General features: G+C 62.5%; 13 protein-coding genes. 5 read left to right on the forward strand and 8 right to left on the reverse strand.

The window, feature by feature from the left end; all coding sequences use genetic code 11:
• Nucleotides 1–51: 51 nt before the first annotated feature.
• The 3 genes from AB3N21_RS19030 to AB3N21_RS19040 all read left to right on the forward strand — a co-directional run bounded on the left by AB3N21_RS19030 (nt 52) and on the right by AB3N21_RS19040 (nt 4079).
• Nucleotides 52–1212, forward strand: a complete 1161-nt coding sequence (locus tag AB3N21_RS19030; RefSeq protein WP_367936695.1) for an acyl-CoA dehydrogenase family protein — start codon at nt 52–54, stop codon at nt 1210–1212.
• Between the two features lie 75 nt (nt 1213–1287).
• On the forward strand, nt 1288–3303 hold the full coding sequence (locus AB3N21_RS19035) for an acetate--CoA ligase family protein (protein WP_367936696.1): 2016 nt from the start codon (nt 1288–1290) through the stop codon (nt 3301–3303).
• Nucleotides 3300–4079, forward strand: a complete 780-nt coding sequence (locus AB3N21_RS19040; protein WP_367936697.1) for a carnitinyl-CoA dehydratase — start codon at nt 3300–3302, stop codon at nt 4077–4079. The genes AB3N21_RS19035 and AB3N21_RS19040 overlap by 4 nt, the downstream gene beginning before the upstream one ends.
• Nucleotides 4080–4154: 75 nt before the next feature.
• Here the strand turns inward: AB3N21_RS19040 and AB3N21_RS19045 are convergent, their stop codons facing one another.
• Nucleotides 4155–4787, reverse strand: a complete 633-nt coding sequence (locus tag AB3N21_RS19045; protein ID WP_367936698.1) for a class I SAM-dependent methyltransferase — start codon at nt 4785–4787, stop codon at nt 4155–4157.
• 88 nt (nt 4788–4875) lie between these two features.
• Here AB3N21_RS19045 and AB3N21_RS19050 point away from each other — a divergent pair, with 88 nt between their 5' ends.
• Nucleotides 4876–5721 carry an SDR family oxidoreductase gene (locus tag AB3N21_RS19050; RefSeq protein WP_367936699.1) on the forward strand — a complete coding sequence of 282 codons (846 nt, stop codon included), beginning with the start codon at nt 4876–4878 and terminating at the stop codon, nt 5719–5721.
• A 493-nt stretch (nt 5722–6214) separates the two neighbouring features.
• Here the strand turns inward: AB3N21_RS19050 and AB3N21_RS19055 are convergent, their stop codons facing one another.
• The 7 genes from AB3N21_RS19055 to AB3N21_RS19085 form a co-directional block, all read right to left on the reverse strand.
• Complete coding sequence (locus AB3N21_RS19055; protein ID WP_367936700.1) at nt 6215–7762, reverse strand: hypothetical protein; 1548 nt, start codon at nt 7760–7762, stop codon at nt 6215–6217.
• A 286-nt stretch (nt 7763–8048) separates the two neighbouring features.
• A complete protein-coding gene (gene dxs, locus AB3N21_RS19060; RefSeq protein ID WP_367936701.1) occupies nt 8049–9980 on the reverse strand; it encodes a 1-deoxy-D-xylulose-5-phosphate synthase in 1932 nt (643 codons plus the stop codon).
• A 22-nt stretch (nt 9981–10002) separates the two neighbouring features.
• Nucleotides 10003–10869, reverse strand: coding sequence for a polyprenyl synthetase family protein (locus AB3N21_RS19065; RefSeq protein WP_367936702.1), 867 nt, complete (start codon nt 10867–10869; stop codon nt 10003–10005).
• Nucleotides 10870–11112: an exodeoxyribonuclease VII small subunit gene (locus AB3N21_RS19070; protein WP_171177775.1), complete on the reverse strand. Its 243-nt coding sequence runs from the start codon at nt 11110–11112 to the stop codon at nt 10870–10872.
• Complete coding sequence (locus tag AB3N21_RS19075; RefSeq protein ID WP_367936703.1) at nt 11109–12035, reverse strand: histone deacetylase family protein; 927 nt, start codon at nt 12033–12035, stop codon at nt 11109–11111. Before AB3N21_RS19075 ends, AB3N21_RS19070 begins: the two co-directional genes overlap by 4 nt.
• A 48-nt stretch (nt 12036–12083) precedes the next feature.
• A complete protein-coding gene (locus tag AB3N21_RS19080; protein WP_171177773.1) occupies nt 12084–12785 on the reverse strand; it encodes a response regulator in 702 nt (233 codons plus the stop codon).
• Nucleotides 12782–13294: a MarR family winged helix-turn-helix transcriptional regulator gene (locus AB3N21_RS19085; protein WP_367936704.1), complete on the reverse strand. Its 513-nt coding sequence runs from the start codon at nt 13292–13294 to the stop codon at nt 12782–12784. The genes AB3N21_RS19080 and AB3N21_RS19085 overlap by 4 nt, the downstream gene beginning before the upstream one ends.
• Before the next feature lie 163 nt (nt 13295–13457).
• On the opposite strand from AB3N21_RS19085, the gene AB3N21_RS19090 reads away from it, so the two are divergent.
• Nucleotides 13458–14324, forward strand: coding sequence for a branched-chain amino acid aminotransferase (locus AB3N21_RS19090; RefSeq protein ID WP_367936705.1), 867 nt, complete (start codon nt 13458–13460; stop codon nt 14322–14324).
• Nucleotides 14325–14497 lie beyond the last annotated feature (173 nt).

Genomic DNA, 14497 nt, shown 5'->3' on the forward strand with positions numbered 1-14497 from the left:
CCGCGCAAGCCCCGGGCAGGATGGGTGCAACCTCATTCCCGGAGTGCACTGATGCAATATGGCCTGACCGATGAACAGGAAATGATCGTCTCGACCGTCCGCAGCTTTGTCGAGAACGAGATCTACCCGCATGAAGAGCTGGTGGAACGCACCGGTGAAGTGCCGCAGGAGATCGCGAACGAGATCAAGCGCAAGACGCTCGAGCTGGGCTTTTACGCCTGCAACTTTCCTGAAAGCGTGGGCTGTGCCGGGCTGAACCATGTGGAGTTTGCGCTGGTCGAGCGCGAGCTGGGGCGCGGGTCGATGGCGCTGAACCACTTCTTTGGCCGCCCGCAGAACATCCTGATGGCCTGTGAGGGCGAGCAGGTCGAACGCTATCTGATGCCCGCCGTGCGGGGCGAGCGGATGGACGCGCTGGCGATGACGGAACCCGGCGCCGGATCGGATGTGCGCGGCATGAAATGCTCGGCGGTGCGCGATGGCGGCGACTGGGTGGTCAACGGGACCAAACATTTCATCTCGGGCGCCGAGCACGCGGATTTCATCATTGTGTTCATCGCCACCGGTGAGGATCAGACGCCGAAAGGGCCGAAAAAGCGGATCACCGCGTTTTTGGTGGACCGCGGCACGCCCGGCTTCACCATTCGCGACGGATATAAGTCGGTCAGCCACCGTGGTTACAAGAACATGGTGCTAGAGTTCGACGACTGCCGTCTGCCGTCTGCGCAGGTTCTGGGCGAGGTCGATGGCGGGTTCGAGGTGATGAACACTTGGCTCTATGCCACCCGCATCACGGTTGCCGCCATGTCCGTGGGCCGGGCGCGACGGGCCTTCGACTATGCGCTGGACTACGCCGCAACCCGCGAGCAGTTCGGGCAGAAGATCGGCAAGTTCCAAGGCGTGTCGTTCCAGATCGCCGACATGATCACCGAGATCGACGCCGCCGACCTGCTGACCCTTGCTGCCGCCGACCGGCTGGACAAGGGGCTGCCCGCCAATCGCGAGATCGCATCGGCCAAGCTCTACGCTTCGGAGATGCTGGCGCGGGTAACCGATGCGGCGATCCAGATCCATGGCGGGATGGGGCTGATGGACGACTATCCGTTGGAACGGTTCTGGCGCGATGCCCGGGTCGAACGGATCTGGGACGGCACCTCGGAAATTCAGCGCCACATCATCAGCCGCGACCTGCTGCGCGTGTTGGGGGCGTGAGGATGGGGATTTTATCGCGTTGGCGCGCGATGCCTCCGGCGGGCGTATTTTTCGCAAGAAGAAGCGGGGGCATTCATGCATGATCTGAGCCGTGTGCTGCGCCCCCGGTCGCTGGCGGTGATCGGCGGCGGTGCGTGGTGTGCCGAGGTGATCCGGCAGGCGCGGAAGCTGGGATTTGAGGGCGTGATCTGGCCGGTGCACCCAAAAGCCGCAGAGGTTGCGGGGGAGCAGGCTTGTGCCGTGCTGGGGGAGCTGCCGGGCGCTCCGGACGTGGCCTTTGTCGGGATCAATCGGCGCGCGACGATCGAGGCGGTTGCCGAGTTGGCGCGGATGGGCGCAGGCGGCGCGGTCTGTTTCGCCTCGGGCTTTATCGAGGCTTTGGCCGAGGATGCCCGCGCTGCCGATCTGCAGGCTCAACTGATCGAGGCTGCGGGCGACATGCCGATCCTCGGGCCGAATTGCTATGGCTTTGTCAACGCGCTCGACCGGGTGGCGGTCTGGCCGGATCAGCATGGGATGCGGCCGGTTGAGCGGGGCGTGGCCATTCTGACCCAAAGTTCGAACATCGCCATCAACATGACCATGCAGCGCCGCGCCCTGCCGCTGGCGGTGATGGTGACCTGTGGCAATCAGGCCCAGACCCATCAGGCCGAGATCGCCATGGCCCTACTGGACGATCCGCGCATCACCGCGATTGGCGTTCACATCGAGGGCTTTGGGGATCTGCGCCAGTGGGAGGCGCTGGCGGCCAAGGCGCGGGAGCGTGATGTGCCGATTGTGGCACTCAAGGCCGGGCGCTCTGCGCAGGCGCGGGCGGCGACGGTGTCGCACACGGCCTCGCTGGCCGGGGATGACGCAGGAGCACAGGCGTTTCTGGACCGGCTGGGGGTTGCGCGGCTGGAGGATGTGCCGGGGTTTCTTGAGACCCTGAAGCTGTTGCACGTGACCGGGCGGCTGGAGAGCAACCGCATCGCCTCGATCAGCTGTTCGGGTGGTGAGGCGAGCCTGATCGCGGATATGGCGGTGGGACGGGATCTGGAGTTCCCGCCGCTGACGCAGGCGCAGCGGGATGCGCTGGGCGCGGCCCTGGGTCCGATGGTGGCGCTGGCCAATCCGCTGGATTACCACACCTACATATGGCGCGATGCGCCGGCGATGGCGCAGGCCTGGGCCGGGATAACGGGGTCGGAGATCGGCATGACCCTGTCGATTGTCGACTACCCGCATACGGATGCCGCCGACTGGGCCTGCGCGACGCAAGCCGCGCGGAGCGTGGTGCAACAGACCGGGCGGCCCTTCGCTGTGGCGGCATCGTTGCCCGAGCTGATGCCCGAGGATGTGGCCCAGGAATTGATGGCGGGCGGTGTTGTGCCCTTTGCGGGGCTCAACGAGGCCCTGGCGGCGGTCGAGGCCGCAGCCCGGCCTTTGACTGTCCAATCGGCGCCGGTATTGCTGCCGGGGCAGAGCGAAGCCGATGTGACCCTGACCGAGGCCGAGGCCAAAGCGGCGCTGGCGGAATACGGTCTGACCGTGCCGCCCAGCTGCGTGGTGCGGGCCTGTCAGGCGGTCGAGGCCGCGTCGCACCTGACGGGGCCGTTTGCGGTCAAGGGGATCGGCCTGGCCCATAAATCCGAGCATGGCGCGGTGCGGCTGGGCATCGGTTCCGAGGATATCTGCGAGGCCGCCAGAGATGTCGGCACCGCCATGGTGCTGGTCGAGGAAATGACCACAGGCACGGTGGCCGAGTTACTGGTCGGGGTCACACGTGATCCGGCGCACGGGTTTGTGCTGACGCTGGGGGCAGGCGGGGTGATGACCGAAATACTGGGCGATACGGTCTCACTGCTGGTGCCGTCGGATCGCACAGCCATACGCGCCGCGTTCGAGCGGCTGGCCTGTGCCCCCCTGCTCGCCGGGTATCGCGGCAAACCCGGGGCCGACATGGAGGCGCTGTTGGACGCCGTCGAGGCGGTGCAGGCCTATGTGGTTGCCAATGCGGCCAGCGTCAGTGAAGTTGAAATCAATCCTCTCATCTGCACTGCCGACGGGGCGGTTGCGGTGGATGCCCTGATCCGAAAGGCAAGCTCATGAACCCTGTGAAGACCAAGCGCGATGGCGCCATTCTGGAGGTTACGCTGGACCGGCCCAAGGCCAACGCAATCGATCTGGCCACCAGTCGGATCATGGGCGAGGTGTTCCGCGAGTTCCGGGACGATCCCGAGCTGCGGGTGGCGATTCTGACCGGGGGCGGTGAGAAATTCTTTTGCCCCGGCTGGGACCTCAAGGCGGCGGCAGACGGCGATGCCGTTGACGGTGATTATGGCGTTGGCGGTTTCGGTGGTCTGCAGGAGCTGCGGGATATGAACAAGCCGGTCATTGCTGCGGTGAACGGGATTGCTTGTGGCGGCGGGCTGGAGCTGGCGCTGAGCGCGGACATGATACTGGCCGCCGATCACGCGACATTTGCGCTGCCCGAGATCCGGTCCGGCACCGTGGCGGATGCGGCCAGCGTCAAGCTACCCAAACGCATCCCCTATCACATCGCGATGGAGCTGCTGCTGACAGGCCGCTGGTTCGACGCGAAAGAGGCGCATCACTGGGGGCTGGTCAACGAAATCGTCGCCGTAGATGAGTTGTTGGACCGGGCCCGGGAACTGGCGCGCCTTCTGGCGAGCGGGCCGCCGCTGGTCTATGCCGCCATCAAGGAGATCGTGCGCGAGGCGGAAGATGCCAAGTTTCAGGACGCGATGAACCGGATCACCCGGCGTCAGTTGCAGACGGTGGATGTTCTTTATGGCTCTGAGGACAATCTGGAAGGTGCGCGCGCGTTTGCCGAAAAGCGGGACCCGGTTTGGAAGGGGTGCTAGGGGGCTCTGCCCCCGTCGCAGCAGGCTGCGACTCCCCCGGGATATTTTTGAACAGAAGAAGGGGCTGGGTTTCGCTCAGGACTTCTCGAAGAGGGCGATGAAGGCGGTGTCGTCCTTGTTGTCTCCGGCGGCGAGGTCGCCGTAGATGCGGACCTGGGGTAATTTGAGGTTCTCGATCTGGCCCTGTTCGAGGGTACGGAGGGCGTTGGCAAAGCCCTTGGCCTCGAAATGCTTGGTGTTGATCGACAGCGCGAATTGGGCGCCGTGGCGGGCGACGCGGAGCAGGGCGGGCAGCGCCTCGGGGCCGACATGGCCATGGGTAAAGGTGCCGGATGAGACAATGCCGGAATAGCTTTCGCGCGGGACCGGGATGCCCTCGTTCAGGTCGGCCTCGATGGCGTCGCGGTAGATGTCCTTGCGCATGGCCTGATCCAGCATTTCGGCGCTGATATCGGTGGCGTCGATGGGGCCGACACCCAGACCCGCCAGCACCGCGCCGCAGAGGCCGGTCCCCGCGCCCACGTCCAGTACAGGGCCCTGCCCCCCGGCGCCGACAAAAGCGCGGGCGATGTGGATGTGCAACTGGTAGTCCTCGCGCGCGGCAAAGCTCTCATCATAATCCCCGGCCCACTCGGCATAGAGCCGTTTGTGGTCCTCGCGGCTTTCCAGCGAATAGGCCGTGCGCAGGTCGGGTGTCTTGTCGCTCATGTTTTCATCAAAGGCCGAAGGGGGGATTCGAATCAAGTGCGTCCATCGGGCGCTTGCATCCACTCGCGGGGCGGCCCATCAAAGAGGCATGACAGGCACGCTTCTATCGTTTGGACATGGCTATTCCGCCCGCGCGCTGTCGCAGCTGCTGGCGCCGCAGGGCTGGCGGATCATCGGTACCACGCGCAATCCCGAGCAGGTGGAGGACATTCGCGTGTCGGGTGCCGAGCCGGTGGTCTGGCCGGGTGAGGAGCCATCGCTGGATGGGGTGAGCCATGTGCTGATCTCGACCGCGCCGAGTACGGCGGGCGATCCGGTTCTGGCAGCGCTGGGCGGGGAGATTGCCGCGCGGGTGGGGCAGTTTGAGTGGGTGGGGTATCTTTCGACCACCGCTGTTTACGGGGATCATCAGGGTGGCTGGGTGGATGAGACGACGCCTCCGGCGCCGACGGCCGAGCGGGGGCGCTGGCGGGTGAAGGCGGAGGAGCAGTGGGCTGCTGTTGATGGATTGCCGCTGCATATCTTTCGTTTGGCTGGGATTTATGGGCCGGGGCGGGGGCCGTTTTCGAAGCTGCGCCGCGGTGGGTTGCGGAGAATTATCAAGCCAGGTCAGGTGTTTAGCCGCATTCACGTGGATGATATCGCGCAGGTTCTGGCGGCGTCGATGGCGCGGCCTGATGCGGGGACGATTTATAATGTTTGTGATGACGAGCCGGTGCCGCCGCAGGATGTGATCGGGTATGCGGCCGAGTTGCAGGGGCTGCCGCTGCCGCCTGCGGTGCCGTTCGAGGAGGCCGACATGACTCCGATGGCGCGCAGTTTTTATAATGAAAACAAGCGGGTGCGGAATGACCGGATCAAGGAGGAACTGGGGGTCGAGCTGATCTATCCGAACTATCGGGTGGGGCTGGAGGCTCTGGTGGATCAAATCTGACCGCGTGAAACCCGGGGGACCGAACGGGAGCCTCTTGCCCCGGCTCAGGGCGAATTGTCCGGTTTGTACAGGGTGCCAGAGGGGTATGTGCCGCTTTGTACACGTTCAGATGGGCTGAACTTCGGGTACTTTTTGCCAACCCTCACCACGCTCGGCGGGCGTGGAACGCTGACTGACGTTTCGGGGTAGTCACCAGACGAAAGACGTCAATGGCTCGCTCCGAGCCCGTTGCCGCTGCTAGACCGCTCCTTCGCTCAGCGCCTGCACCAACAAGATCCTATTATGGGCATGCCACCAGACAGCCTTGTGGATTGGGTGGTGGAAGCTTGCCATTACTGTAACTTGCAGTACTCCCGCTGGAAAACAATGAGCCGAATAACTGCTACGTGTCTGTGTTTCGACTGAAGGCGGTCTCAAAGAGGCATCGCTTCCGACGCTTAGCAATTGCGACCGGCAAGGAAACTGTACTGCTTAGTAGGATGCACATCCGCTCCTAGAACTGATCTTCCAAGATTGCATTTCGAATAGATCTCCAATCGTCTGGAGGAACCTCAACATAGGCGTCACCCTCGGCATTGAGCATCCCCTTTGTAGCCGTCGCAGTATTCATTAGGTTAACATAACATCCGTAGTCTAGTTTGTATGCGTTGTATCTAACCCCAGGCTTGTCGTGAGACGAAATATTCTTCTTTAGGATGTGGAGAAGCCTAGCATCGAACAACTCTTCGATCTCAGTTCTTTTGGCGTCAGATCTAAAGAGGAATGCTCTAGCTTTTCGGTGCCCAATAACCTCCTCAATAACTCTCTGCAAGAACTCGACAATTTGATTGGCCTCGGAGATGGTCGAGAGTTTGTCGCGCGTGTACCAAGTTTCAGCGCTCTTTCTTACGATTGGAATTGTAAAAACCTGCCCAAAACCATTTTTTGCGGCGGCTGCAAGTAAGTGCAAGGCATCCCTCGGAACGCCCTCGGACGCGCGAACAAATTCTTCAAAGGTGGGGTTTTGATTGAAAAGAGCTGACCTCAGCGAAGTAGCTGTCGCAAATTCTCTGAATGTCTCAGGCTCTAGTGCACTCAAGTGGTTGTAAATTAGCTGTTCAAAAAAGCGCTTACTTCGATTGCTGTCGTTATCGAAAACCATGAAGTCATCGAGGTCAATATCGGCGGCTACGTCTGCACCTAACTCAAGGCCAACATATTGGCCGCCGAACGTAGAAATCTTGAAGTTCGTTCGATGCTCAATTGCTGCGATTTTCACTGTCAGATCGTTGATAGGAAAAACACACCTCCTCAACATATCTGCTACATAAGGCTGAAGATCCAGCGGGATAACACTCCACTCGTCTAACAACAACCAAACACGACGCCCTTCCATCTTTTGGAGGAGCTTTTTAAGGGAGGCTTGGAGCGCGCCAAACTCAAGGTGCGGCTGTATTTCACCAACCGTCTCGTATGTGTCCTTGGTGCCGGAGCCTCTGGTTTTGGACGTGGAAGTTTCACCAGACAGGCTAAGTGCAGACTTTAAGGAGACAGCGATCCCACTTTTCTGTTCTGATTTCTCGTCGTTTGTTTCAATTTGGGTTTGCGTAGTTGTTCCAAGCACGCGGGTTTCAGTACAAGATGCTGCAAAGGCATCCAGCGCATCCGATAACCCAGCTGGATCTTTGAAGCTCTCGATATCTTCATAAATAATCTCTAGAAAAGAATCGTGAACCGATGCAAGAATATCTTGCATTAAACGCGTTGCGCGGAAAGATAGCGCTTTTTGGGGATCAGAATAAATACTTCCATTAGACCCCAAGTCTCCAAAATCAAGAAAAGCTACATGGTCACCTTCAGCTACCTTTTCAGCGGCAAGATAGCGCATGGCATGTGTTTTTCCAGTTCCTCTTCGACCATAAATAATTTGATTGTTTGGAGATGCAAGCATAATGGTAAGCGGTTGAGAGTCCACAAAGCTTTGCGAAATCACACTGCCTTCGATTCGCTCTGCGCGGTTGGTCAAAAGAATAATGGATTTATGAAGTTCCTGAAGATTCATTAATACAGTGCCTCAATTGTGTCGCGTTGGAGGGTTAATACTTCGCCTCTCTACCTTGCTGTGCGCAGGTATTACTCGGCGGTATGCCGCCCTTCGACGTCAAAGGCAAGCAAAACACAACTTCAGGGAGTGTCATCACGCAACACTTGAGCTGTAGAAACCTTGCCCTGTGCCAATCCGTGTAGTTATGACACTCGCTCTCTGCGCCATAGTCGCCGAATAGCCCTATTAAAGCTGCGGCGGCACCAAGGGTAGCAAGGTTGCTTTCAAACCAAGCCCCAAAACCTCAAGCCCGCTTTTCGCCAATCTGCGCGACGCCCAGGACCTCTAGCACCTTGGCTTCGATCTGTTCGGCGTTCATGCCCGCCACGGCATACATGTCCGCCGGGCTGGCCTGGTCGATGAAGATGTCGGGCAGGACCATCGAGCGGTATTTCAGGCCGTGGTCGAAGACGCCCTCGTCCGCCAGCAGTTGCGCCACGTGGCTGCCGAAGCCGCCGATGGCGCCCTCTTCGATGGTGATCAGCGCCTCGTGTTCAGAGGCCAGCCGCAGGATCAGGTCTCGGTCCAGCGGTTTGGCGAAGCGGGCGTCGGCGATGGTGGGGGTGATGCCCTTGGCGGTGAGCGCCTCGGCGGCGTTTTGCACCTCGGCCAGGCGGGTGCCGAAGGACAGGAGGGCCACGCGGGCGCCTTGCTGGATCACGCGGCCCTTGCCGATTTCCAGCACTTCGCCGCGTTCGGGCAGGTCCACGCCCACGCCTTCGCCGCGCGGGTAGCGGAAGGCGATGGGGCCGTCGTCATGGGCGGCGGCGGTGGCGATCATGTGCATCAGCTCGGCCTCGTCGGCGGCGGCCATGACCACCATGCCGGGCAGGTTGGCGAGATAGGCGATGTCGAACGAGCCCGCGTGGGTGGCGCCGTCCGCGCCCACCAGTCCGGCGCGGTCGATGGCGAAGCGCACGGGCAGGCGCTGGATCGCCACGTCGTGCACGACCTGATCGTAGCCGCGCTGCAGGAAGGTGGAGTACATCGCGCAGAAGGGTTTCAGCCCGCCGGCGGCGAGCGCGGCCGAGAAGGTGACGCCGTGCTGTTCGGCGATGCCCACGTCGAAGCAGCGCGACGGGTAGCGCTCGGCAAAGAGGTTCAGCCCGGTGCCGTCCGGCATCGCGGCGGTGACGGCGACGATCTTGTCGTCGCGGGCGGCTTCGGCCACCAATGTCTTGCCGAAGACCGAGGTGTAGGAGGGCGCGTTCGAGGGCGCCTTTTTCTGCTCACCCGTCACCACGTCGAATTTGGCGGTGGCGTGGCCGCGGTCGCGGGCGGCTTCGGCGGGGGCGTATCCCTTGCCCTTCTTGGTCAGTGCATGGATCAGGATCGGACCGGTGGCGCGGGCCTTGACGGTGCGCAGCACGGGCAGGAGCTGGTCCATGTCGTGCCCGTCGATGGGGCCGAGATAGGAGAAGCCAAGCTCTTCGAACAGGGTGCCGCCGACGGCCATGCCCTTGAGCATCTCCTTGGCGCGTTTGGCGCCTTCGCGGAAGGGTTCGGGCAGCAGCGAGACGGCGCCTTTGGCGGCGGCCTTCAGCTCCTGAAACGGTTCTTCGGCGTAGAGGCGCGAGAGGTAGTTGGACAGCGCGCCGACCGGTGGGGCGATGCTCATCTCGTTGTCGTTGAGGATGACGATCAGGCGCTTTTTGAGGTGGCCGGCGTTGTTCATCGCCTCGAAGGCCATGCCGGCGGACATCGAGCCGTCGCCGATCACGGCAATGGCGTCGCCCAGCCCTTCGGGCGTCACGCCGCCCAGATCGCGGGCGACGGCGAAACCGAGGGCGGCGCTGATCGAGGTCGAGCTGTGGGCGGCGCCGAACGGGTCATAGGGGCTTTCGCTGCGCTTAGTGAAGCCGCTGAGACCGTCCTTCATCCGCAGGGTGCGGATGCGGTCGCGGCGTTCGGTGAGGATCTTGTGGGGGTAGCATTGGTGGCCGACGTCCCAGACGATCTTGTCGCGCGGGGTGTCGAATACCGCGTGCAGCGCCACGGTCAGTTCCACCACGCCCAGACCCGCGCCCAGATGACCGCCGGTGACCGAGACCGCCGAGACGGTTTCCGCGCGCAGCTCGCTTGCCAACTGGGTCAGTTGGGCATCCGAGAACTGCTTGAGGTCCGCAGGGCGGTTCACAAGGTCCAGCAGGGGGGTATTCGGGCGGTCAGACGTCATGTTTTCGGCGCGTCCCTTACGGCTAGCTGTCGCGGGCAATAACGAAGCGGGCGGCCTCCTTCAAGGTTTCCGCGCGCGGTCCGTATCCGTCAAGCGCCGCGCAGGCCTGATCCACCAACTCTGCCGCGCGGGCCCGTGCCGCGTCCAGACCCAGAAGCGAAACAAAGGTGGCCTTGCCCGCCTCGGCGTCCTTTTGCAGGCGTTTTCCGGCCTTTTCGGCGTCACCCTCGACATCCAAGATGTCATCGGCGATCTGGAAAGCAAGCCCCAGCGCGCGGGCATATTGGCGCAACTGTTCAGGATCTGCCCCAGCCAGCCGGGCGCCAGCGCAGGCCGACCATTCGATCAGCGCGCCGGTCTTGCCCGCCTGCAACCGGGTGATTTCTTCAAGCGTCAGGGGTGCGGGTGCGGATTCAGCGGCGATGTCCAGCGCCTGCCCCAGCACCATGCCCTGCGCGCCGCTGGCCTGTGCCAGTGTCAGTGCCAGATCGGCACGCACTTCCGCCGGGCCGGTCTCGGGCCGGGCGCACAGCTCAAAGGCCAGCGTATGTAAGGCGTCACCGGCCAGAACGGCGGTGCCTTCGTCCCATTTCACATGCACCGTGGGTTTGCCCCGGCGCAGATCGTCATCGTCCATGCAGGGCAGGTCGTCATGAACCAGCGAATAGGCGTGCAGGGCTTCGATCGCGGTTGCGGGCCAGATCGCGCGGGCCTTGTCCACGTCGTGCAGGCGGGCCCCCTCCAGCACCAGAAACCCGCGCAACCGCTTGCCGCCCCGCGTGGTATAGGCCATGGCCCGGGTCACATCGAGATCGTCCAGCGCGCCCAGAACCAGATCGAACTGGTCCTGAATCCGCGCTGCATCCTGCGCCAGTCGTTCGCGAAACATTTACTGCCCTTCGACAGGCTGGGTCCCGGTGGGTTCGCCCTTGGCGTCCAGCGTGATCGCGGCCACCTTTTCCTCGGCGCGCTTCAGCTCATCCTCGCAGCGTTTCTTGAGCGCGGCGCCGCGTTCATAGAGCGCGATCGACTGGTCCAAAGCCACGTCGCCGCGTTCCAGCTGGCCGACCACGGCCTCAAGTTCCTTCATCGCCTGTTCGAAGGTCATCTGATCAACGGGTGTCTCGGTCATTGGGCAGCCTTCATCAGTTCTTGCACATGCGCGCGCGTCGCCGCGGCCAGCGCGTTCAGATCATACCCGCCTTCGAGAGTCGAGACGATACGTCCGTCACAGACCTCGCGGGCAATCGCGCAGAGCTCGGCCGTGATCCACGCGAAATCCCCGGTTTCCCAGTTCAGATTGGCCAGCGGATCGTCGGCGTGGGCGTCGAACCCGGCAGAGATCACGATCAGCTCGGGGCGGAAACTGCGCAGGCGGGGGAAGGCCTGATCGCGCCAGGCCGCACGCATCTCGGCCCCGCCGGTGTTGGGGGCCAGCGGCAGGTTCAGCACATTGCCATGGGCGCCGGTCTCATCCGGGCGGCCCGTGCCGGGCCAGAGCGGCATCTGTTGCGAGGTGATGACCAGCGCGCGCGGCTCGTCCCACAGCAGGTCCTGCGTGCCGTTGCCGTGATGCACGTCGAAATCCACCACCGCCACGCGGGACAGCCCGTGGTGATCGAGCGCGTGTTTTGCCGCCAGTGCCGCGTTGCCGAACAGGCAGAACCCCATGGCGGTGGATGTCTCGGCATGATGTCCCGGAGGACGCACGGCACAGAAGGCGTTGGGCGCCTCGCCACCCATCACCATGTCCACCGCCCGCACCACCGCGCCCGCCGCGCGGAAGGCGGCATCGACCGAGCCCGGGGACATGAAGGTATCGCCGTCGATCTGGGTGAACCCTTCTGCGGGCCGGGCATCGCGGATGTCGCTCAGGTACGAGGCCGGATGGACGCGCAGAATGTCATCCTCAGCCGCCAGTGGCGCGGTCACCCGGTTCAGGTCCAGCGGCTCAAGCGCGTGCAGGATGTGTTCCAGCCGCGCCACCCGTTCGGGATGGCCGGTTGGGGTCACATGGCCCAGACAATCGGCATGGGTGATCAGGGCTGTTTTCATCGGGGTCCCTTATACGTTGGGCTGAGGCTATCGGAGACGGTTGGCCGCTCAGTCCGGCGCCAGCATATATCCCGCGCCCCGCACCGTCTGCAGATAGCGCGGCTGCTTCGGGTCCTGTTCGATCTTGCGGCGCAGGCGGGTGATCTGCACGTCCACCGCGCGCTCTTGCGCCTGACCCTTGTCGCGGCCCAGATCCTCGACCAGCTTGGCGCGGCTGATGGGCTCACCCGGTTGGGCCGAGAAGATCTTCATCAACTGGCTTTCGGTCGCGGTCAGGCGCACCGGGTCGTCGCCCTGCCACATCTCGCCGCGTTCGATGTCGTAGCGGATCGGGCCCAGATGCAGGATCTTGGGCGCGGTGTCCTGCGCCGGGGTGTCGGGCATCCGCCGCAGGATGGCGTTGATCCTGAGCAGCAGTTCCTTGGGCTCGAACGGTTTGGCGAGGTAATCGTCGGCCCCGGCCTCAAGCCCCGCGATCCGGTGCTCGGTCTCGCCGCGGGCGGTCAGCAGCAGGATCGGGGTGGCCTGGGTTTCGCGCAGACTGCGCGTCAGGCTGACGCCATCCTCGCCCGGCATCATCACATCCATCACGATCAGGTCGAAATCCAGACCCGACAGCACCCGCCGCGCATGGGCCGCATCCCGGGCAGCCGTCACCAGAAAGCCGTTGCGCATCAGGAATTTCTTGAGCAGATCGCGGATCCGCTCGTCATCGTCGACAATCAGCAGGTGGGCGTCCAGATCGCTCATGAGGTGGTATCCCGCAGTTTGGTGTAGGCCCGACGCATATCAGCATCCATCATTGCTTCAAGTACTTTGCGGAAACCGGTCACCGCCTCGGGCCCGGCCTCCTTATAGGCGGCGCGCATGCGGGCGCGCTGGGCATCGGACAGTTTTGCCTCAAGCGCGGCGCCCGCCTCGGTCAGGAACAGGTGCCGCTCGCGCTTGTCGACGGTGCCGACGCGGCTTTCGACCAGCCCGTCGGCGATCAGGGTCCGAAGCACCCGGTTCAGAGACTGTTTGGTGACGCCCAGAATGGCCAGCAGATTGTTCACCGTGGTGCCCGGCGCGCGGTTGATGAAATGGATCGCCCGGTGATGGGCGCGGCCATAGGCCAGTTCCGCCAGAATCCGGTCGGGATCGGCGGTAAACCCGCGATAGGCAAAGAACATTGCCTCGATCCCCTGCCGCAACTGCTCGTCGGTCAGAAACAGCAGGCTTTCTCCGCCAAATGCCTGCGCCGTACGGGTTTCGGACATGTTATCGCGCCCCATTTTGTTGCTTCCGGCCACTTTATGTCAGTCTTGTTGACATTCCAAGAGTGAACAGGTATCGAATCGAAGCTTTTGCGCAACAATGTGTCCGCTTCGGTCCTAAGTTGCGCAATTTTTGGAAAATCAGCCCGGTTCAGGAGGTTGCGGCATGGCGGGTTATGACGATCGTGATGGTGTCATATGGATGGATGGAGAGCTGGTCCCGTGGCGCGAGGCACAGGTACATATCCTGACCCATGCCATGCATTATGCCTCGTCCGTGTTCGAGGGCGAGCGCGCCTATAACGGCAAGATCTTCAAAAGCCGCGAACATTCCGAGCGTCTGATCGCGTCCGCCGAGGCGCTGGACATGCCGATGCCCTACACGGTGGATCAGATTGAGGCGGCCAAGGAAGAGACGCTCAAAGCCTCCGGTTTGCAGGACGCTTACGTGCGCGCCCTCGTGTGGCGGGGCTCGGGTGAGGATATGGGCGTGGCGTCAGCCGCAAACCCGGTGCGCATGGCGATCGCGGTCTGGGGTTGGGGGGCGTATTATGGCGACGCCAAGATGCAGGGCGCCAAGCTGGCGATTGCCGAGTGGAAACGGCCCAGTCCCGAGACCATTCCGGTGCATGCCAAGGCCGCCGGTCTTTACATGATCTGCACCATCTCCAAGCACAAGGCGACGGCGCAGGGCTGCTCGGACGCGCTGTTCATGGATTATCGCGGCTATGTGGCCGAGGCGACGGGGGCCAACATCTTTTTCGTAAAGGATGGCGAGGTGCATACGCCGCTGCCCGACTGTTTCCTGAACGGGCTTACCCGCCAGACGGTGATCGGGCTGCTCAAGGATCGCGGCATCACGGTGCATGAGCGCCACATCATGCCGGAAGAGATGGAAGGGTTCGAGCAGTGCTGGCTGACCGGCACCGCCGCCGAGGTGACCCCGGTGGGTGAGATCGGGCCTTACCGGTTCGAGGTCGGCGACATCACCCGCGAGATTGCCGAAGCGTATGAGGCGCTTGTGAGGAGCTGATCAGCCTGTCACGACATGAACGTGCGGGGGTCGGCTCTGTTGCAAAGTTTTGACCATTGGCCTTCGTGATGCTAGCGCCACTGTGGCGAACGGCATTATCCAGTTGAAGGTTGGTCTATGATTTCTTTCAAAGGTACGCAGTATCCGAAGGATGTGATCCTGTTCGCGGTCTT

Source organism: Ruegeria sp. (assembly GCF_040830605.1).
Classification (GTDB): Bacteria; Pseudomonadota; Alphaproteobacteria; order Rhodobacterales; family Rhodobacteraceae; genus Ruegeria.

Coding starts and splice junctions, on each gene's coding strand:
- AB3N21_RS19030 (WP_367936695.1), top strand. CDS start 52: ATGCAATATGGCCTGACCGATGAACAGGAAATGATCGTCTCGACCGTC.
- AB3N21_RS19035 (WP_367936696.1), top strand. CDS start 1,288: ATGCATGATCTGAGCCGTGTGCTGCGCCCCCGGTCGCTGGCGGTGATC.
- AB3N21_RS19040 (WP_367936697.1), top strand. CDS start 3,300: ATGAACCCTGTGAAGACCAAGCGCGATGGCGCCATTCTGGAGGTTACG.
- AB3N21_RS19045 (WP_367936698.1), bottom strand. CDS start 4,787: ATGAGCGACAAGACACCCGACCTGCGCACGGCCTATTCGCTGGAAAGC.
- AB3N21_RS19050 (WP_367936699.1), top strand. CDS start 4,876: ATGACAGGCACGCTTCTATCGTTTGGACATGGCTATTCCGCCCGCGCG.
- AB3N21_RS19055 (WP_367936700.1), bottom strand. CDS start 7,762: ATGAATCTTCAGGAACTTCATAAATCCATTATTCTTTTGACCAACCGC.
- dxs (WP_367936701.1), bottom strand. CDS start 9,980: ATGACGTCTGACCGCCCGAATACCCCCCTGCTGGACCTTGTGAACCGC.
- AB3N21_RS19065 (WP_367936702.1), bottom strand. CDS start 10,869: ATGTTTCGCGAACGACTGGCGCAGGATGCAGCGCGGATTCAGGACCAG.
- AB3N21_RS19070 (WP_171177775.1), bottom strand. CDS start 11,112: ATGACCGAGACACCCGTTGATCAGATGACCTTCGAACAGGCGATGAAG.
- AB3N21_RS19075 (WP_367936703.1), bottom strand. CDS start 12,035: ATGAAAACAGCCCTGATCACCCATGCCGATTGTCTGGGCCATGTGACC.
- AB3N21_RS19080 (WP_171177773.1), bottom strand. CDS start 12,785: ATGAGCGATCTGGACGCCCACCTGCTGATTGTCGACGATGACGAGCGG.
- AB3N21_RS19085 (WP_367936704.1), bottom strand. CDS start 13,294: ATGTCCGAAACCCGTACGGCGCAGGCATTTGGCGGAGAAAGCCTGCTG.
- AB3N21_RS19090 (WP_367936705.1), top strand. CDS start 13,458: ATGGCGGGTTATGACGATCGTGATGGTGTCATATGGATGGATGGAGAG.